The organism is Vibrio minamisatsumaniensis (assembly GCF_050337445.1).
GTDB classification, from domain to species: Bacteria; Pseudomonadota; Gammaproteobacteria; order Enterobacterales; family Vibrionaceae; genus Vibrio; species Vibrio artabrorum.
This window is the reverse complement of sequence record NZ_JAKJSY010000010.1, coordinates 1-18,678: the sequence shown is the minus strand read 5'-3', so window position 1 is coordinate 18,678 and position 18,678 is coordinate 1. Positions and strand designations below refer to the sequence as shown.

General features: G+C 44.7%; 16 protein-coding genes. 13 read left to right on the top strand and 3 right to left on the bottom strand.

The features are described 5' to 3' along the window. Window positions 1-25 precede the first annotated feature (25 nt). The 10 genes from L4B77_RS01710 (at window position 26) to deoD (ending at window position 9,919) form a co-directional block, all read left to right on the top strand. Complete coding sequence (locus L4B77_RS01710) at window positions 26-424, top strand: DNA polymerase III subunit psi (protein WP_429748217.1); 399 nt, start codon at window positions 26-28, stop codon at window positions 422-424. After that, a complete protein-coding gene (gene rimI, locus L4B77_RS01705) occupies window positions 417-872 on the top strand; it encodes a ribosomal protein S18-alanine N-acetyltransferase (RefSeq protein ID WP_261837995.1) in 456 nt (151 codons plus the stop codon). The genes L4B77_RS01710 and rimI overlap by 8 nt, the downstream gene beginning before the upstream one ends. A gap of 160 nt (window positions 873-1,032) precedes the next feature. Continuing rightward, complete coding sequence (gene prfC / locus L4B77_RS01700) at window positions 1,033-2,613, top strand: peptide chain release factor 3 (protein ID WP_261837994.1); 1,581 nt, start codon at window positions 1,033-1,035, stop codon at window positions 2,611-2,613. A gap of 101 nt (window positions 2,614-2,714) precedes the next feature. Then, the gene (locus L4B77_RS01695) at window positions 2,715-2,870 is read left to right on the top strand and encodes a DUF5363 family protein (protein ID WP_261837993.1); all 156 of its coding nucleotides are present in this window, start codon (window positions 2,715-2,717) and stop codon (window positions 2,868-2,870) included. Further along, window positions 2,851-3,663 carry a TatD family hydrolase gene (locus tag L4B77_RS01690; RefSeq protein ID WP_429748216.1) on the top strand — a complete coding sequence of 271 codons (813 nt, stop codon included), beginning with the start codon at window positions 2,851-2,853 and terminating at the stop codon, window positions 3,661-3,663. Before L4B77_RS01695 ends, L4B77_RS01690 begins: the two co-directional genes overlap by 20 nt. Before the next feature lie 204 nt (window positions 3,664-3,867). Further along, a complete protein-coding gene (locus L4B77_RS01685) occupies window positions 3,868-5,130 on the top strand; it encodes a NupC/NupG family nucleoside CNT transporter (RefSeq protein WP_261837991.1) in 1,263 nt (420 codons plus the stop codon). A 510-nt stretch (window positions 5,131-5,640) separates the two neighbouring features. After that, window positions 5,641-6,417 (top strand): deoxyribose-phosphate aldolase, encoded by a 777-nt coding sequence (gene deoC, locus L4B77_RS01680; RefSeq protein ID WP_261837990.1) that lies wholly within the window; start codon window positions 5,641-5,643, stop codon window positions 6,415-6,417. A gap of 94 nt (window positions 6,418-6,511) precedes the next feature. After that, entirely contained in the window at window positions 6,512-7,840 is a 1,329-nt protein-coding gene (deoA, locus tag L4B77_RS01675; RefSeq protein WP_429748215.1) for a thymidine phosphorylase, read from the top strand. Window positions 7,841-7,916: 76 nt separating this feature from the next. Further along, window positions 7,917-9,137, top strand: a complete 1,221-nt coding sequence (locus L4B77_RS01670; RefSeq protein WP_261837988.1) for a phosphopentomutase — start codon at window positions 7,917-7,919, stop codon at window positions 9,135-9,137. A gap of 62 nt (window positions 9,138-9,199) precedes the next feature. Further along, entirely contained in the window at window positions 9,200-9,919 is a 720-nt protein-coding gene (gene deoD, locus L4B77_RS01665) for a purine-nucleoside phosphorylase (protein WP_261837987.1), read from the top strand. Between the two features lie 97 nt (window positions 9,920-10,016). Here deoD and L4B77_RS01660 read toward each other — a convergent pair whose 3' ends face one another. Beyond that, window positions 10,017-10,628, bottom strand: a complete 612-nt coding sequence (locus L4B77_RS01660; protein WP_261837986.1) for a YtjB family periplasmic protein — start codon at window positions 10,626-10,628, stop codon at window positions 10,017-10,019. Between the two features lie 109 nt (window positions 10,629-10,737). On the opposite strand from L4B77_RS01660, the gene serB reads away from it, so the two are divergent. Continuing rightward, on the top strand, window positions 10,738-11,718 hold the full coding sequence (gene serB, locus L4B77_RS01655; protein ID WP_372039521.1) for a phosphoserine phosphatase: 981 nt from the start codon (window positions 10,738-10,740) through the stop codon (window positions 11,716-11,718). A 120-nt stretch (window positions 11,719-11,838) separates the two neighbouring features. On the opposite strand, the gene L4B77_RS01650 is transcribed toward serB, so the two are convergent. After that, window positions 11,839-14,187 carry a PilZ domain-containing protein gene (locus L4B77_RS01650; RefSeq protein WP_429748214.1) on the bottom strand — a complete coding sequence of 783 codons (2,349 nt, stop codon included), beginning with the start codon at window positions 14,185-14,187 and terminating at the stop codon, window positions 11,839-11,841. Between the two features lie 168 nt (window positions 14,188-14,355). On the opposite strand from L4B77_RS01650, the gene radA reads away from it, so the two are divergent. Together radA and fusA are read left to right on the top strand one after the other, a co-directional pair. After that, window positions 14,356-15,735, top strand: a complete 1,380-nt coding sequence (radA, locus tag L4B77_RS01645) for a DNA repair protein RadA (protein WP_372039523.1) — start codon at window positions 14,356-14,358, stop codon at window positions 15,733-15,735. 234 nt (window positions 15,736-15,969) lie between these two features. Further along, on the top strand, window positions 15,970-18,057 hold the full coding sequence (gene fusA, locus L4B77_RS01640; RefSeq protein WP_429748213.1) for an elongation factor G: 2,088 nt from the start codon (window positions 15,970-15,972) through the stop codon (window positions 18,055-18,057). A gap of 78 nt (window positions 18,058-18,135) precedes the next feature. Here fusA and L4B77_RS01635 read toward each other — a convergent pair whose 3' ends face one another. Beyond that, window positions 18,136-18,354 (bottom strand): VF530 family protein, encoded by a 219-nt coding sequence (locus L4B77_RS01635; protein WP_372065103.1) that lies wholly within the window; start codon window positions 18,352-18,354, stop codon window positions 18,136-18,138. Window positions 18,355-18,678: the final 324 nt, after the last annotated feature.

The window sequence follows — 18,678 nt, the reverse complement described above, 5'->3', positions numbered from 1 at the left end:
AAACCTAAGGTTACTACCGTAAGATATGTCACAAACACACGCGCAATACCTACAAGAGATGGGCATTAGCCAATGGGAGCTAAGTCACCCAGAGCGTTTAGCGGGGTATGAATCTGAATTGATTCCGCTATCGAGTGACTGCAAATTACTGTTGGTTTCGCCTGAAAAACCTCAGGAAGATCTCGCCGTGATGTTTGAACGCGTACTTAAAAGTATCAAGCTCGACTTATCTCAGGCTTTGCACCTCCAACCACAGCACTTGTCTACTGTCGATTTAAGCTCGGTTGAGTGGGTGTGGTTTGCCGGTTGCGAGTCGACCCAAGAGCTGAAGCTAAAAACACTTCAATCGCCATTACTGTCTGACATTAACGGTAATAACCAACATCGTCGCGACTTATGGCAACAAATTTGTGCTTATGACTAATCAATTCTTACCGACTTCACAACAACATCTCGACGCCATTTGGAACATTGAGCAAGCGGCGCACTCTCATCCTTGGTCTGAAAGTATGATCCGTGAACTGAATAGCCGTGGAGGTTGCCATCGTGTTTTAATAGTGGATGGAGAAGTTGTCGGTTATTTCTATGCTCAGAATATTGTTGGTGAAGTGACTTTGCTGACGATAGCGGTTGATCCGAACCAACAAGGCAAAGGCTACGGTAAAGCTTTGGTTGAGCACTTTCTTGATATGTGTGAACAAGCTGGCGCCGAAAGTGCTTGGCTGGAAGTTCGCGAAAGTAATGTGAATGCGTTCAATCTTTATGAGAAGGCTGGCTTTAATGAAGTCGACCGTCGTCGTAACTATTACCCAACCAAGCAAGGCAATGAAGATGCTATCATTATGAGTTATCTTTTTATGTCTTTTAGCTAGTCATGCTGTGGCTTTTAGCTAAGCAGAGAATCAGCGATAAAATAGGGTGTAAACTGACCCTTTAGAAAGTGGCTTGCTTTCTGTATAATCCGCACACAGAATTCAAGGGCAAGTATTATCTACTTGCCCTTTTTACGCTTTAGATCAGCAAAGGACGACTATGTCTTTCCAACAAGAAGTGAGCAAACGTAGAACGTTTGCGATTATCTCTCACCCGGATGCGGGTAAAACCACGATTACTGAAAAAGTTCTTTTATTCGGAAACGCGATTCAAAAAGCGGGTACCGTAAAAGGCCGTGGCTCCAACCAGCACGCTAAGTCTGACTGGATGGAGATGGAAAAAGAGCGTGGTATCTCGGTAACTACGTCGGTAATGCAATTCCCATACAATGATTGCCTAGTAAACCTACTCGATACTCCCGGACACGAAGATTTCTCGGAAGATACGTACCGTACACTAACAGCGGTTGACTCTTGTTTGATGGTTATCGATGCTGCGAAAGGTGTCGAGGATCGTACTCGTAAACTGATGGAAGTCACGCGTCTGCGTGATACGCCAATCGTCACGTTTATGAACAAACTTGACCGTGACGTTCGTGACCCAATGGAAGTGCTTGATGAAGTCGAGAGTGAGCTGGGTATGGCTTGTGCGCCGATCTCATGGCCAATTGGTTGTGGTAAAGAGTTTAAAGGTGTTTACCACATTCACCGTGATGAAACGATCTTGTATGAATCTGGCCACGGCCATGAGATTCAAGAAGTTCGTATCATCAAAGGTCTCGATAACCCTGAGCTCGATGAAGCGGTCGGTGAAGATCTGGCGAGCAGCGTACGTGAAGAGCTAGAGCTTGTTATTGGCGCATGCCCTGAGTTTGACCGCGAACTGTTCCTTGCTGGTGAACTAACGCCGGTTTACTTCGGTACTGCATTAGGTAACTTTGGTGTTGACCACATGCTTGATGGTCTAACGAAATGGGCTCCAGCTCCTCAAACGCGTCAAGCGAACGAGCGTGATGTTGAAGCAACAGAAGAGAAGTTCTCTGGTTTCGTGTTTAAGATCCAAGCAAACATGGACCCTAAACACCGTGACCGTATCGCATTCATGCGTATCGTTTCGGGGACTTACAACCAAGGTATGAAGATGAACCATGTTCGTACGGGTAAGAGTGTCAGTATCTCTGATGCGGTAACGTTCATGGCGGGAGACCGTGCACGCGCTGAAAAAGCATACGCGGGTGATATTATCGGCCTACATAACCACGGTACTATCCAGATTGGTGATACCTTCACTCAAGGTGAGAGCCTTAAGTTCGCTGGTATTCCTAACTTCGCACCTGAGCTATTCCGTCGTATTCGTCTGCGCGATCCACTGAAGCAGAAGCAACTTCTAAAAGGCTTGGTTCAGCTTTCAGAAGAGGGCGCAGTACAAGTATTCCGTCCTATGCAGAACAATGATCTGATCGTTGGTGCGGTTGGTGTACTTCAGTTCGACGTGGTTGTAGCGCGCTTGAAAGCGGAATACAACGTCGAAGCTATCTACGAAGGCGTTAGCGTTGCAACCGCTCGCTGGGTTGAGTGCGATGACGCTAAGAAACTTGAAGAGTTCAAACGTAAGAACCAATCTAACCTCGCGCTAGATGGTGGTGATAACTTGTCTTACATCGCACCAACCATGGTGAACTTGAACTTAGCTGCTGAACGTTTCCCAGACGTTCAATTCCGAGCGACGCGCGAGCACTAATTTCTCCGCGCTCTATTCGAGTGAAACAAAAACGTCTATTGTTCTGCAATAGGCGTTTTTTAATGCGTTTTATTTAAGGTTTGAAGGCTGGGGGGGCAAGTATGCTGGGTTGGATAAGAGCTTGGATTAAAAGATACGATAAGTGGTGTGAAGAGCTTGGTTTAACGCCTGAAAATAAGCGCTGCTGTGTCGCTTATCGTCGTGATCCTCGAGGAGAACAGCCAGAAGGTGGAGAAGATGACATCGCAGACAAATGATTTTCCACTGTTTGATACCCATTGCCATGCGGATTTTGAGGCGTTTGAGCAAGGTTTTACACCTGATCAAAGTATTGATGGTTACCTCAATGAAGCCAAACAGGCTCAAGTTGAGAAATTACTCATCCCTTCTATCGGTCAAAGTAACTGGAAGAAACTCGGTAACATCGCTCAATCTCATCCCAATGTTTACTACGCGTTAGGCTTTCATCCTTACTTTTTAGAGCAAGCCGATGAGGTGCAATTTGAAGAGCTTCGCCAATTGCTTGCTTCAAAAGCACGTCAGTGTGTGGCGATTGGCGAGTGTGGACTCGACTTTTTTGTGGACGTTGAACGAGAGAAACAAGAGCGTTTTTTTATCCAACAAATGGAGCTTGCCAAGGCGTTTGAGCTGCCTTTGATCATCCATGAGAGGAAGTCTTATAACCGACTCATTGAGCTAATAAAGCGGCATAAGTTCACTTTTGGGGGGGTCATTCACGGCTTTTCTGGGAGTGAACAGCAAGCTTTAGTATGGATCAAGCTTGGTTTCTACATTGGTGTCGGTGGAACCATTACTTATCCAAGAGCGCAAAAAACACGCACAACCATCGCGAAATTGCCCCTTGAATACTTGGTGATTGAAACTGATGCTCCAGATATGCCTATCCATGGAAATCAGGGAAAACGTAATCATTCCAAGTATTTAACTAAGATATTAAATGAGCTTGTTTTGATTAGAAAAGAGACAAAGCAATCGGTTGTAACGCAGATTTGGCATAATAGCCATCGTGCATTCGGTATATGTGAATAAATTCGAAGGTTTTTGTTTATCGTTTGCGTAAATTGCACTTGTGATGTGATTTATCTCACATTTGCGCATGAATGCGACATGAATCTTGTACGAAAGTGTGAAGGCGGCATTACTTTATTCATGGTCGCATGAGTATAATTACCCCCGCTTTATAGCCCCTTTTTGTCACACGCCAATAAATAACTAATAAGGAAGTCATAAACTATGAGCCTGTTTATGAGCCTAGTCGGTATGGTTGCACTGATCGCAATCGCAGTTCTACTATCCGATAACCGCAAAGCAATTAATATCAGAACAGTGGGTGGCGCTTTCGCTATCCAATTCGCACTTGGTGCATTCGTACTTTACATCCCTTGGGGTCGTGATCTACTTGCAGGTTTCTCTGCTGGTGTAGCAAACGTGATCGACTACGGTAAAGATGGTACTGGCTTCCTATTTGGTAGTCTTGTTAACTTCTCTGTTGACGGTATCGGTTTTATCTTTGCATTCCAAGTTCTACCAACACTGATCTTCTTCTCTGCTCTTATCTCTGTACTTTACTACATTGGTGCGATGCAAGTTGTTATTAAGATTCTTGGTGGTGGTCTTCAGAAAGCGCTAGGTACTTCTCGCGCCGAGTCAATGTCTGCAGCAGCAAACATTTTCGTTGGTCAAACGGAAGCCCCTCTGGTTGTTCGTCCATTTGTTCCTAAAATGACTAACTCTGAACTATTCGCAGTAATGTGTGGTGGTTTAGCCTCAGTTGCTGGTGGTGTACTAGCGGGTTACGCATCTATGGGTGTTCCTCTAGAGTACCTAGTGGCAGCGTCATTCATGGCTGCACCGGGTGGTCTACTCTTCGCTAAAATCATCAAGCCTGAAACTGAGGAAGTTGATGAGAACCTAGGTTCAGACATCGACGGTGGCGACGACAAGCCTGCTAACGTTATCGATGCAGCTGCTGGCGGTGCGTCAGTTGGTCTACAACTAGCACTTAACGTAGGTGCAATGCTACTAGCATTCATCGGTCTAATCGCTCTTATTAACGGTATCCTAGGTGGCATCGGTGGTTGGTTCGGTATGGAAAACCTAACTCTAGAACTTCTTCTAGGTTGGATCTTCGCACCGTTAGCATTCATCATTGGTGTTCCATGGGAAGAAGCAACTATTGCGGGTTCTTTCATTGGTCAGAAGACCGTGGTTAACGAATTCGTTGCATACCTAAACTTCGTACCATACGTTGGTGACAATGCTCAAGTAGTTGCAGCGACGGGTCAAGTGATGTCTGAGAAGACTCAAGCTATCATCGCATTCGCACTGTGTGGTTTCGCAAACCTTTCTTCAATTGCGATTCTTCTAGGTGGTCTAGGTGGTATTGCTCCAAACCGTCGTCACGACATCGCACGTATGGGTGTTAAAGCGGTTGTAGCGGGTACTCTATCTAACTTGATGGCAGCAACAATTGCTGGCTTCTTCCTGTCTTTCTAATTAGTTAGAAATCGATATATAGACGCCATTATAATATCGCCCCGTAGCAAGAGATTGCTGCGGGGCTTTTTTGTTTTTAGGCTTAGTGATTCTGAGTTGTGACTTAGAGCTTGTATTAGGCCTAAAATGTTTTTTTGAGATACAAACCGTTTGCGTTCTAAGGAGCACTACAATTTATTGATGGATATCTATAATGTATAACTTTAAGGGATAGGATGTCTCTTGTTGGCAAGAAAGTAACCGTTAATACAACGCTGGTGTTATTTTTCTGGGATTAAGCCAAATTTAGCAATACGCTATAGATGTTAGACACAACATGACTGATTTGTTGTGCCATAGACCAAACTGGTACTGTGCGGTGACAAGGATTGCAATTGGTGGCGAAAGCTATCAAGTCTTCAAGGAACCAAGTCCGTTCATTTGTGACTACTGAGCATGACTAAAATTTCCATCTATACTGGATGGATGGTGAAGTAGTTAACTATTTGAATATATTGATCGGAGATAGAAATGAGCGATTTAAAAGCAGCAGCTCTACGTGCACTTAAACTTATGGACCTAACGACGCTAAATGACGACGACACGACTGAAAAAGTCGTCGCGCTTTGTCATGACGCGAAAACAGCGGTAGGCAACACTGCTGCAATCTGTATTTACCCTCGCTTTATCCCAGCCGCTAAGAAAGCGTTGCGTGAGCAAGGTACTCCAGAAGTACGCATTGCGACTGTAACTAACTTCCCTCATGGTAATGATGACATCGAGATTGCAGTTGCAGAAACAAAAGCAGCGGTCGCATACGGTGCAGATGAAGTTGATGTCGTATTCCCATACCGTGCGCTTATTGCTGGTAACGAAGAAGTTGGCTTTGAACTCGTTAAACAGTGTAAAGCAGCTTGCGGTGATATCACGCTTAAAGTGATCATCGAAACTGGTGAGCTGAAAGAAGAAGCATTGATCAAGAAAGCTTCTCAAATCTGTATCGAAGCAGGTGCTGACTTCATCAAAACTTCAACAGGTAAAGTGCCAGTAAACGCGACTCCTGAATACGCGCGCATGATGCTTGAAGTTATTCGTGACATGGGCGTTGCGAAAACCGTGGGTTTCAAACCTGCTGGTGGCGTACGTACTGCTGAAGATGCAGCATTATACTTAGCAATGGCTGATGAGCTACTTGGCGCTGAGTGGGCAGACAACATGCACTACCGTTTTGGTGCTTCAAGCCTACTAACTAACCTTCTTAATACATTAGAAGTGACAGACGAAACTGCAGATCCTACTGCATATTAATCCTTAACAAGTCTGTTTGATGGAGTGACGTAAAGTCACTCCATATTACCTCTTTCCCCTACAAACCATACTCACTAGAGTTCGGGAGGCACTAATGTATCTACCTCAAGAAATTATTCGCAGAAAACGTGATGGCGAAGTCCTAACAGCAGAAGAGATTAACTTCTTCATTCAAGGCGTCGCTCAAAATACGGTTTCTGAAGGTCAAATTGCCGCATTCGCAATGACAATCTTTTTTAATGAAATGACGATGCCAGAACGTATTGCGCTAACGTGTGCAATGCGTGACTCTGGCATGGTGATTGATTGGAGCCACATGAATTTTGATGGCCCAATCGTTGATAAACACTCAACCGGTGGTGTTGGCGACGTCACTTCTCTGATGCTTGGCCCTATGGTGGCAGCATGTGGTGGTTTTGTTCCAATGATCTCTGGTCGTGGTTTAGGCCATACTGGCGGTACGTTAGACAAGCTAGAATCTATTCCGGGTTACAACATTACACCAACCAACGAAGTGTTCGGTGAAGTAACTAAAGATGCTGGCGTGGCTATCATCGGTCAAACCGGCGATCTAGCTCCTGCTGACAAGCGTGTTTACGCGACTCGTGATATTACAGCAACAGTCGATAATATCTCGCTCATCACCGCTTCAATCCTATCGAAGAAACTGGCCGCGGGTCTTGATTCTTTAGTGATGGACGTCAAAGTCGGCTCAGGCGCGTTCATGCCAACCTATGAAGCTTCTGAAGAGCTCGCGAAATCTATCGTTGCAGTGGCAAACGGTGCTGGCACTAAAACAACGGCAATCCTAACGGATATGAACCAAGTTCTGGCTTCTTCTGCGGGTAACGCCGTTGAAGTTCGCGAAGCGGTTCAATTCTTAACGGGTGAATACCGTAACCCTCGTTTGTTAGAGATCACTCTGGCATCGTGCGCTGAAATGTTGGTGCTGGGCAACCTTGCAAAAGATGCGGAAGAAGTGCGCGAAAAACTGATGGCTGTACTGGATAACGGTAAAGCTGCGGAGTGCTTCGGTAAGATGGTTGCGGGTCTTGGTGGTCCAACTGATTTCGTAACAAACTACGATAGCTACCTTGAAAAAGCAGAAATAATTAAACCAGTGTACGCGCTAGAAAGTGGTGTGGTATCAGCCATGGATACGCGTGCAATTGGCATGGCTGTCGTTGGTATGGGCGGCGGTCGTCGCGTCGCTACTGACAGCATTGATTACGCCGTCGGTTTTGATCACTTTATTCGCCTTGGTGAAGTGGCAAGTAAAGATAAACCATTAGCAATGATTCATGCTCGCAACGAACAACAGTGGCAAGAAGCTGCAACGGCATTACAAAATGCCATCACTGTGGGCGGAGAATATAAAGCAACGCCAGACGTTTACCGTCAGATTCGATCTGAAGACGTGTAAATAACCGATATCGGTATACCTCGTGTATACCGATAAATAGAGTTCTGGTGCAAAGAGCAATAAGTTGGTGAAGAAAATGAAAAGAGCATTTATTTTAGTTTTAGATTCATTCGGTATCGGTGAAACAGCGGATGCAGACAAATTTGGCGATGTAGGTTCGGACACAATGGGTCACATCGCAGAACGTTGTGAGCAAGGTCTTGCAGACAATGCAGACCGTAAGGGGCCATTGACGCTACCAAACCTGTCTAAGCTAGGTTTAGCAATGGCTCACAAAGAGTCGACAGGTCGTGTCGCTCCTGGTATGGATGCCGACGTTGAGATCATTGGTGCGTATGGTCACGCTGCTGAGCTGTCTTCTGGTAAAGACACGCCATCTGGCCACTGGGAAATCGCAGGTGTACCGGTACTGTTTGACTGGGGCTACTTCACCGACAAAGAGAACAGCTTTCCTAAAGCGCTGACGGATCGCATTTTAGAGCGTGCTGGCTTATCTGATTTCTTAGGTAACTGCCACTCATCGGGAACGGAAATCCTAGATAACCTAGGTGAAGAACACATGAAGACGGGCTTTCCAATCTTCTATACTTCAGCTGATTCAGTATTCCAGATCGCATGCCATGAAGAGACATTCGGCCTGCAGAACCTATTAGACCTCTGTCAGATTGCTCGTGAAGAGCTAGAAGATTACAACATCGGCCGTGTTATCGCGCGCCCGTTCATTGGTCCGGGCAAAGGTCAATTCGAACGTACGGGTAACCGCCGTGATCTTTCTGTGGAGCCACCAGCTGCAACCATCCTTCAGAAACTCGTTGATGAGAAGGGCGGTAACGTTCACTCAATCGGTAAGATCTCAGATATTTACGCAGGTTGTGGTATCACTCAGAAAACCAAAGCAACAGGTATTCCTGCACTATTTGAAGCCACCAAAGAAGCGATCAATGAAGCGGGCGACAATACGATCGTGTTCACTAACTTTGTTGACTTTGATTCTGCTTACGGACATCGTCGTGATGTTGCTGGTTACGCAGCAGCGCTTGAGTACTTCGATGGTCGCATCAACGAAATCATTGATATGATGAAAGAAGATGATGTGCTTATCCTAACTGCAGACCACGGTTGTGATCCAACATGGCCGGGTTCTGACCATACTCGTGAGCACATCCCTGTGATTGTTTACGGTAAAAAGGTGCCAGCAGGCTCTCTAGGTCGCCGTGATACCTTCGCTGATATCGGTCAAAGCTTAGCGTCATACTTTGGGACGTCGCCAATGGGATACGGTACTAGCTTTTTATAATAGTTAACTGAGAGAGGGGAACCTCTCTCTGATTTTTTGTTTTGAGATTAAGGATATTTTCAATGGCTACTCCACATATTAATGCTGAAATGGGTGATTTCGCTGACGTAGTTCTCATGCCAGGCGACCCGCTACGTGCTAAATACATCGCTGAAACCTTCTTAGAAGATGTGGTTCAAGTGTGCGACGTTCGCAACATGTTTGGTTACACGGGATCGTACAAAGGTCGTAAGGTTTCGGTAATGGGACATGGTATGGGCATTCCATCTTGTTCGATTTACACGACTGAATTGATCAAAGACTTTGGTGTAAAAAAGATCATCCGTGTTGGCAGTTGTGGTGCAGTGAGTGAAGATATTAAAGTGCGTGATGTGGTGATCGGTATGGGCGCATGCACGGATTCAAAAGTAAACCGTATTCGTTTTAAAGGTCATGACTTTGCGGCAATTGCGGATTACAAAATGGTGCGAGCGGCAGAAGATGCAGCCAAAGCGCGCGGTGTCGACGTGAAAGTCGGTAACCTGTTCTCGGCGGAGTTGTTTTATACGCCCGATCCTGAAATGTTTGAAGTGATGGATAAATACGGCATTGTTGGTGTAGAGATGGAAGCGGCAGGTATCTACGGAGTTTGTGCTGAATATGGTGCAAAAGCTCTGACTATTTGTACGGTTTCTGATCATATCAAAACCGGTGAGCAAACCACATCAGATGAACGTCAAACGACTTTCAACGACATGATGGTTATCGCACTAGACTCGGTGTTACTTGGTGACCAAGAATAATATTTGTTTGTCTTAGTTTGATAAGTTAGCAGATAACAAAAAGCCCCGTTGCTGCCTGAGCGTCGGGGCTTTTTATTGGATCTTTGAAGCTGAGTTGTTATGAGCTTACATTTTTCAACAGTAAGTTCTCACCGGATTTAGTTTGTTTTTTTCGAATAAGCAATACGCACAGAGCCCCGCTGATGAAGCCCATTAAGACCATTCCTATCATGTAACGATCACTTTTGCGGTAGTGGTGATCCGATATTGCCGTTACTTTTCCCGTTTCAAAAGTTACTCGAATAAAACCGATGATTGTGTTTTCGGGTGAATAAACCGGCTCAACTAACTGTTGCCTTCCGATACTTGCTGTTGAAAGTGGTGTATCTAAGCCAAGTACTTCGCGTACTGATAGTGCTTTTTCACTTGAAGCCAGTCGAATACCCTCTGCATCATATATCGTGGCATCAAATACCAGTCGATCTTTCGAAAGCTGATTCGTCAGGTCAAGTAATCGTTCTTGGTCTTGTTGCGTGATCATCTTACTAGCTGAAAGGGAGGCTTGAGATATCAAAACCTTAGTTAACGTTTCGAGCTGCTTGGCTTGAATTTTTTCGTTACCTTTACTGATCACGACGGTATTTTTAATCGTTACAACGAACATGGTAGCCAACAAAATGAGGGCTAACATTCGTAAAGCGTTACGTATTGAGAACAATGATTCATTCATGTTTCATGAAGCCTGAAATAAACAAATGTTATGATTAAGACATATTGAGACTTGCGTTTTCAAATTGCAATAGGTTAACGTTTAGTATAGTTAATTAGGAATCATACACATGGACGCTCAGAAATACCTGCCAATTAAAAGGCACACAACATTACTTACTCGACTCCCCGAGACGCGTTTCGCTTCTCAACTCGCGAAGGCCAAAGCCAACTGGATTGTATTCGCGGAGTACCTATCCCCACAATTTTTTGATGATATCGACTTTTTTACTGGTACTTACACGACCATTTTAGAAACATGGAAAGTGGGGCATTATGAAGTGGCGTTGATGTCAGGGAGTTTAACCCCTGCTCACGAAGAAATTTTACAAGCATTGAAGCTTGATTATGCTTGCCTTAGCGAGGTCCCAGACTTATCCAAACCCGGTTTGATTGTGATGGATATGGATTCTACAGCGATTCAAATTGAGTGTATCGATGAGATAGCCAAGCGAGCAGGTGTCGGAGAGCTCGTTTCTGATATTACTGAGCGCGCAATGCAAGGCGAGCTTGATTTCGAACAGAGCCTGCGTCAGCGAGTCGGTGCACTTAAAGGTGCTGATGAAGCGATTCTAGAACAAGTACGTCAATCTCTGCCATTTATGCCAGACTTAGTTGAACTGGTTAATACATTGAATAAGCTAGGTTGGAAGACTGCGATCGCATCTGGTGGTTTTACGTATTTTTCAGATTACTTAAAGGATACGCTTAATCTTGACCATGCTCAGTCAAACACGTTAGAGATTGTTGATGGTAAATTGACCGGTGAAGTGTTAGGTGATGTGGTTTCAGCGCAAACTAAGGCCGATATATTAGTTGAACTGGCTGACGAGTATGAGCTGGAATTGCACAATACGATTGCTGTGGGGGATGGGGCGAATGATTTAGTTATGATGGGAGCAGCGGGCCTAGGCATTGCCTATCATGCGAAACCGAAAGTTGAGCAGCAAGCTCAAACCGCTGTGCGCTATGCAGGCTTGGGCGGGGTGCTGTGTATTTTATCTGGCGTATTAGCTAAGCAGCAAAAAATCAGCTGGCAAGCGAAACCTTAACTCTTTTCTCGATAACGTTATTCGTCACTCATGTGCCATAAATAGACAGATAATTAGACAAAAAAGCAGGTCATCAGCCTGCTTTTTCTCTTGTTTAATCCAGCATCTCGCAAGCGTTATCTAGTGCGTAAGTTCTAGTCGAATCAAGACTTCATCAGTAATGTCATCTAACTCACCATAGCCAACAAAAGCGGTAACCTCACTTTCTAGTTTCTTCGCTTTGTGCATGCTTATTCGAGACAGCTCTTCTAAATCGGACTGGAATAAGCTCGTTAGTGGGTTAAAAATAGGGGCAGTGGTGACTCGTAACACGTATATGTCACCTAGTTGTTGCGCCTTTTTGATGAATAAGATGCGTTCTTTTGTCGACGTGAATTCTTTGACCAGTTTTGTGTGTACTGATTGGATTTTGTCGCCAAACTGAACCGCAGCAATATAGATATCGTGGTGTTTAGGCTTTGCACCTGCAATTTTTTTCAATGGCTCAGCTAACAACGAGTTAGAGTGCCCTTTAAAAATAGGCTCGAGTGAGAATTTTTGGTTGTGTCCAAGCTTAGCCAGTAATGCGAGATGCTTATTTAATGGGAAGTTCACACCAATGATCTTACAGCGTAATGTTGAGCTTGGCTTATCGATGAATATTGGAGTGCTGACCATCTTACTCAGTAAAATATTATGCAGTGATTCAAGAAGCGAATGCGTTGGCAGTATTTCTTTCTTTTTAATCAGTTTGTTTTGGTTCTGATCAATCAGTCCCTTGAGAAATGAGATGGTGCGCATTGTCTTCGCGTTCTCAGTGATGGCCAATTGTACATTGCGACCATTTGGGCTCACACGAATAACTCGATAAGGCACGGTGCTTAATGGCAAGCTTCTGTCATAGAGTTGCAGCTCATTAAAGCTCACTGATACCGGGTCGTCGATCTTGAATACCATGGGTTGTTCAAGAGCAATACTGAGTCCGCGTTTCGAGATATCTAAGGTGTATCCGTCCACAGTGACGTCATTTTGCGAAGTCAGTTGAAGCGGAGACTTAAATTGGTACCTCGGCTCCTTGCGACGAGTTTGGGCATCAAAGTAGAGGCTTTGGATATTGCCAATAACGGCACGTGAGTGACGGAACTGATTCAGTTCGCTGCTTGGAATGCGAGGCTTTTCACTCAATAGATAATCAGCGGCACTTTCATGATCGCCGATTTCTTGCAAGATACAGCAATGAGTCAGTGGTTCAGAGCTTTGCTTTAACATCTCTGAATGTAACGCTAAGGCTTGTCGCTCGTCACCTGAAAGCTCGAAAACCGAGAACTTAAACGCTTTCCAACTTTTACGTTTACCACCGATATGCCAGAACAATTGCCTTTGTTCACGAGAGGCCTCTGGTAACATCATTGAGTAGAACAAGGTCTTATTCTGGTGTTCGTGAGTAAAAGAGTAGATAACGTTACTGGTTCCCTTGACCCCGGGCTTAGCCAGTAAATTCATTCTTTTTTCGTTGAAGAGTGTCCCCAGAGCTTGCTGGTTTCGTTCATCGTGCCAATATTGCCATAACGGATGGTTGTTATCGGTGAGCAGGGCAAGCTTGAGTTCGCTGCCATTGAAAAAAAGCGGTAGATTACAGGTGTGTTTTAGGTAGGTGTGCTCAATACCTCGAGTACGGGTACGCATAATCCTATCTTGATTTTCATGGCTAGTTTTCTTACTTGAGCTATTTAAAGACTCATTAATTAAGCGCGCGACAATATTCGTATCGCTTACTTTGATGGTTCTTAAAAATTTGACGGCGTCGCTCTCATAAGATTCATCAATGCCTAGAATGCGGTAGTCAATCGCTTTATCGACGTCGTTTTCTCGCGATTTTTCAACCAGCTCTGTGAATTTGACCGAGATGATTTCACCGAGGCTATAGCGAAAAGTGCTCGGTACTTTGAATTTTGCACCCGATGGCGAGATATCAATCGTTACACCATGCAAGTCTTGACCTTTAGATGTTGTCATCTCAACCTGTGAGCTGATCTTGAGCCTGTTTTCTTTACGTTTTAAGTCATACCCTAAGTTAATCGCCTCGGCTTCATATGGGCTATTCGCATCGGTTATCTCGGGAGTGTTTTTAGAGGCGGTGTTCACAATATTACGAAGTGGCTGCGTGCGTGGCGTCATGACCATTTCCCATGCGCCTTCGGTATAACCTTTAAATTTTTTTGTGCCACGCTGATAGGCGTTCAAAGCGATGTCATCGAGCCAGTGTTTACGGCCATCTAACGTGAATTGACGACACTCATTATCAATACGCCCACGTAAATCAATGCTCTTTGTGCATGGAGCCATGATACGATTCAGTTCCATTTTAACGAGTAGCTTCAGAGATGGCGATTCGCCTTCTGTCATTTGCGAAAGAAGGAATTCGAAATCTTCGGCGTGGTAGGCCGGAATAAGTCGTTCTGCTACAGATAGGATTTCAGATTGCTGCATACTTTTCTTGTTAGAATGGGCGGTGCATTATTGCTATATTGCTATCGGCTTATTGTGCTTGATCTTTAGGCATTCAAGGCCCTACTGCAATGTATATTTTCGTGCATACGGTCAATAAGATCACAGAATAGCAATATTACTGGTTACCAAGCAAATTATAGAGGTTTTATGGCGAAGGCAAAACGAGCTTATGTGTGTAATGACTGTGGTGCTGATTTCCCTCGTTGGCAGGGGCAGTGTAATGCATGTGGGGCTTGGAACACAATTACAGAAGTTAGATTGGCCGCTTCACCTCAGGTTGCACGTAATGAAAGACTATCTGGTTACGCTGGCGGTACAAATGAATCATCCGTTCAAACCTTATCTGAAATCGATTTACAAGAAGTTCCACGCTTCAGTAGTGGCTTCAAAGAGCTCGATCGCGTTTTAGGTGGGGGTGTCGTACCCGGTGCCGCGATTCTGATTGGTGGTAACCCTGGGGCAGGTAAGTCAACACTGTTATTACAAACTATGTGCCAACTCTCTTCTCAGTTGCCGACACTTTATGTTACCGGGGAAGAGTCTCTTCAGCAGGTTGCGATGCGCGCCTCTCGATTGGGCTTGCCAAAAGATCATTTGAAAATGCTCTCTGAAACCAATGTCGATAAAATCTGTCAGGTAGCAGAAAGAGAACAGCCGAAGATCATGGTTATCGACTCGATCCAAGTGATGCATGTCGCTGATGTTCAATCATCGCCAGGCAGCGTAGCCCAAGTTCGTGAGTCTGCAACAGCACTGACTCGTTACGCTAAGCAAAACAACGTTGCAGTGTTCTTAGTTGGACACGTAACTAAAGACGGCACTTTAGCGGGGCCCAAAGTGCTTGAGCACATTATTGACTGCTCTGTTCTATTGGATGGCGGTACGGATAGTCGTTTTAGAACGCTGCGCAGTCACAAGAACCGTTTTGGTGCGGTCAATGAGTTGGGTGTGTTTGCAATGACAGGCCAAGGCCTGAAAGAAGTCAGCAACCCATCGGCTATTTTCTTGTCTCGCGGTGAAGAAGAAACCTCAGGCAGTTCAGTGATGGTGGTTTGGGAAGGGACGCGTCCACTTCTTGTTGAAATCCAAGCGCTGGTGGACTATTCCCAGCTAGCTAATCCACGTCGTGTTGCTGTTGGTCTAGAGCAAAACAGGCTTTCACTGTTATTAGCGGTGCTGCATAAACATGGCGGCTTACAAATGGCTGACCAAGATGTGTTTGTGAATGTCGTCGGTGGTGTTAAAGTAACCGAAACCAGTGCCGATCTCGCATTAGTGATAGCGTTACTTTCTAGCTTTAGAGACCGAGCATTACCTAAAGATGTGGTGGTGTTTGGTGAAGTAGGCCTCGCCGGTGAGATTCGACCTGTGCCGAGTGGACAAGAGCGCTTGAATGAAGCGTTTAAGCATGGTTTTAAGCGGGCGATAGTGCCAGCTGCGAACATGCCTAAGGGAGGAATCCCTGGAATGCAAATTCACGGAGTTAAAAAATTGTCAGAGGCAATTAATGCTTTTGATGAGTTGTAATTGAGTGCACTTCAGCTACTCTATACAGCAGAAAATCAGTCTAACTTGAACGCTAATTACGCTTTAGGTTAGCACTAAACCTAACAATCATTTAGATTGTTTTTATAGAGTGCTTTTTCGTTTTCATTACGAAAAGGCAAAGTTTTTTAGTCCCAAATGCATGCAAAGCTATCAGTCCTCACAGATTGTGATATACTCTGCGCGCATTTTATATCCTATTAACAGAGTAAGACAATGGCAGATTTATCGAAATACAGAAACATTGGTATTTTCGCGCACGTTGATGCGGGTAAAACAACTACCACTGAGCGTATCCTTAAGCTAACTGGTCAAATCCACAAGACTGGTGAAGTTCATGATGGCGAATCAACGACTGACTTCATGGAACAGGAAGCTGAGCGCGGTATTACTATCCAATCAGCAGCTGTAAGCTGTTTTTGGAACGATCACCGTCTAAACGTTATCGATACTCCTGGACACGTTGACTTCACAGTTGAAGTATACCGTTCTCTTAAAGTTCTTGATGGCGGTATCGGTGTATTCTGTGGTTCTGGTGGTGTTGAACCACAATCAGAAACTAACTGGCGTTACGCTAACGAATCAGAAGTATCTCGTCTGATCTTCGTTAACAAACTAGACCGTATGGGTGCAGATTTCTACAACGTTGTTGACCAAGTTAAAAACGTTCTAGGTGCTACTCCTCTAGTTATGGTTCTACCAATTGGCCGTGAAGACGAGTTCGTGGGTGTTGTAGACCTACTAAGCCGTAAAGCATACGTTTGGGATGAAACTGGTCTTCCTGAAAACTACGAAATCACAGATGTTCCTGCGGACATGGTTGATGAAGTAGAGCAATACCGTGAAGAGCTAATCGAAACTGCTGTAGAGCAAGACGATGATCTAATGGAAGCTTACATGGAAGGTGAAGAGCCTTCTATTGAAGACATCAAGCGTTGTATCCGTAAAGGTACTCGTGATATCGCATTCTTCCCAACATTCTGTGGTTCTGCGTTCAAGAACAAAGGTATGCAACTTATCCTTGATGCTGTTGTAGATTACCTACCAGCACCAACTGAAGTTGATCCTCAACCTCTAATGGACGAGAACGGCGAAGAAACTGGCGATCACGCTATCGTTTCTACTGATGAAACTTTCAAAGCGCTTGCATTCAAAATCATGGATGACCGTTTTGGTGCTCTAACTTTCGTTCGTATTTACTCTGGTAAATTGAACAAAGGTGACACAATTCTTAACTCATTCACTGGCAAGACTGAACGTGTTGGCCGTATGGTTGAGATGCAAGCTAATGACCGTAACGAACTCACTAGCGCACAAGCGGGTGATATCATTGCGATCGTTGGTATGAAGAACGTGCAAACTGGTCACACTCTATGTGATCCTAAGCACCCAGTGACACTAGAGCCAATGGTTTTCCCAACTCCAGTAATCTCTATCGCTGTATCTCCTAAAGATAAAGGCGGTTCTGAGAAAATGGGTATCGCGATCGGTAAAATGGTTGCAGAAGATCCGTCTTTCCAAGTTGAGACTGACGAAGAGACTGGCGAAACTATCCTGAAAGGTATGGGTGAGCTTCACCTAGACATCAAGGTAGATATCCTTAAGCGTACGTACGGCGTTGACCTAACTGTAGGTGCTCCTCAAGTTGCTTACCGTGAAACTATCACTCAAGCAGTTGAAGATAGCTACACGCACAAGAAGCAATCTGGTGGTTCTGGTCAATTCGGTAAGATCGATTACCGTATCAAACCAGGCGAAGCGGGTTCTGGCTTCACATTTAAGTCTTCTGTTGTGGGCGGTAACGTTCCTAAAGAATTCTGGCCTGCAGTTGAGAAAGGCTTTGCTGGCATGATGGAAAACGGCGTACTAGCTGGCTTCCCTACGCTAGACGTTGAAGTTGAACTTTACGATGGTGGTTTCCACGCAGTCGATTCATCTGCAATCGCATTTGAAATCGCAGCGAAAGGTGCATTCCGTCAATCTATGCCTAAAGCAGGCGCGCAACTTCTTGAGCCAATCATGAATGTTGACGTATTTACTCCAGAAGATCACGTTGGTGATGTTATCGGTGACCTTAACCGTCGTCGTGGCATGATTAAAGATCAACAAGCTGGCGTAACTGGCGTTCGTATTAAAGCTGACGTACCACTTTCAGAAATGTTTGGTTACATCGGTCACCTACGTACTATGACTTCTGGTCGTGGCCAATTCTCTATGGAATTTGCACAATACGCACCATGTCCAACTAACGTTGCTGACGAAGTGATTGCTAAAGTTAAAGCAGATAAAGAAGCTGGTAAGTAATTAGCTCTTTTCTAATTAACTAAAAAAGCCCCGTAAGTGAAAGCTTACGGGGCTTTTTGTTATCTTACGCTTGGAAGACTAAGACTTCTGTTTTAGCTCAATGTAAATAGACTCAACCTTCACTCGAGCCCAGTCTGTTTTACGCAAAAACTTCAAGCTCGATTTAATGCTCGGGTCTTTTTTAAAGCAGTTGATATTCACCATGTAACTCAACTCTTCCCAACCGTAATGTTCAACCAATTCAGTCAGCAGCTTCTGTAGAGTGATACCATGAAGTGGATTATTGTCTTGTGTCATGAGATGTTCTCGCCATTTATTTGAGCCAAGTATATCAGTTTCGCTTTAGGAATTATCAGACCATTTAAGCTAGTAATCTGTCTCGATAATGGTTAACTTCTCTCGACCTCTGTTCCCAAATAGCCAACCCTGATTTTGCATCCTAGCCTCAAACGCTTTCTCTTTTCTCGATGAAGGTTGCCGGTTCTGTCGCAAATATAGTTAGAGGCGTGACAGACCCATCCTACAGATACAATTATACTGCGAGTGCGTAGAATCGTTCAAAGGCCGTCTGCCCTTCAACATCTATCTGGTCTTGTTTCAACATCGTCCACATTTCTCGTC

What these genes read in the sequence shown, in the direction of transcription:
- radA (WP_372039523.1), top strand. Translation starts at nt 14,356, where the DNA reads ATGGCGAAGGCAAAACGAGCTTATGTGTGTAATGACTGTGGTGCTGAT.
- deoD (WP_261837987.1), top strand. Translation starts at nt 9,200, where the DNA reads ATGGCTACTCCACATATTAATGCTGAAATGGGTGATTTCGCTGACGTA.
- L4B77_RS01650 (WP_429748214.1), bottom strand. Translation starts at nt 14,187, where the DNA reads ATGCAGCAATCTGAAATCCTATCTGTAGCAGAACGACTTATTCCGGCC.
- prfC (WP_261837994.1), top strand. Translation starts at nt 1,033, where the DNA reads ATGTCTTTCCAACAAGAAGTGAGCAAACGTAGAACGTTTGCGATTATC.
- deoA (WP_429748215.1), top strand. Translation starts at nt 6,512, where the DNA reads ATGTATCTACCTCAAGAAATTATTCGCAGAAAACGTGATGGCGAAGTC.
- L4B77_RS01710 (WP_429748217.1), top strand. Translation starts at nt 26, where the DNA reads ATGTCACAAACACACGCGCAATACCTACAAGAGATGGGCATTAGCCAA.
- deoC (WP_261837990.1), top strand. Translation starts at nt 5,641, where the DNA reads ATGAGCGATTTAAAAGCAGCAGCTCTACGTGCACTTAAACTTATGGAC.
- fusA (WP_429748213.1), top strand. Translation starts at nt 15,970, where the DNA reads ATGGCAGATTTATCGAAATACAGAAACATTGGTATTTTCGCGCACGTT.
- L4B77_RS01670 (WP_261837988.1), top strand. Translation starts at nt 7,917, where the DNA reads ATGAAAAGAGCATTTATTTTAGTTTTAGATTCATTCGGTATCGGTGAA.
- L4B77_RS01685 (WP_261837991.1), top strand. Translation starts at nt 3,868, where the DNA reads ATGAGCCTGTTTATGAGCCTAGTCGGTATGGTTGCACTGATCGCAATC.
- L4B77_RS01635 (WP_372065103.1), bottom strand. Translation starts at nt 18,354, where the DNA reads ATGACACAAGACAATAATCCACTTCATGGTATCACTCTACAGAAGCTG.
- L4B77_RS01660 (WP_261837986.1), bottom strand. Translation starts at nt 10,628, where the DNA reads ATGAATGAATCATTGTTCTCAATACGTAACGCTTTACGAATGTTAGCC.
- L4B77_RS01695 (WP_261837993.1), top strand. Translation starts at nt 2,715, where the DNA reads ATGCTGGGTTGGATAAGAGCTTGGATTAAAAGATACGATAAGTGGTGT.
- rimI (WP_261837995.1), top strand. Translation starts at nt 417, where the DNA reads ATGACTAATCAATTCTTACCGACTTCACAACAACATCTCGACGCCATT.
- L4B77_RS01690 (WP_429748216.1), top strand. Translation starts at nt 2,851, where the DNA reads ATGACATCGCAGACAAATGATTTTCCACTGTTTGATACCCATTGCCAT.
- serB (WP_372039521.1), top strand. Translation starts at nt 10,738, where the DNA reads ATGGACGCTCAGAAATACCTGCCAATTAAAAGGCACACAACATTACTT.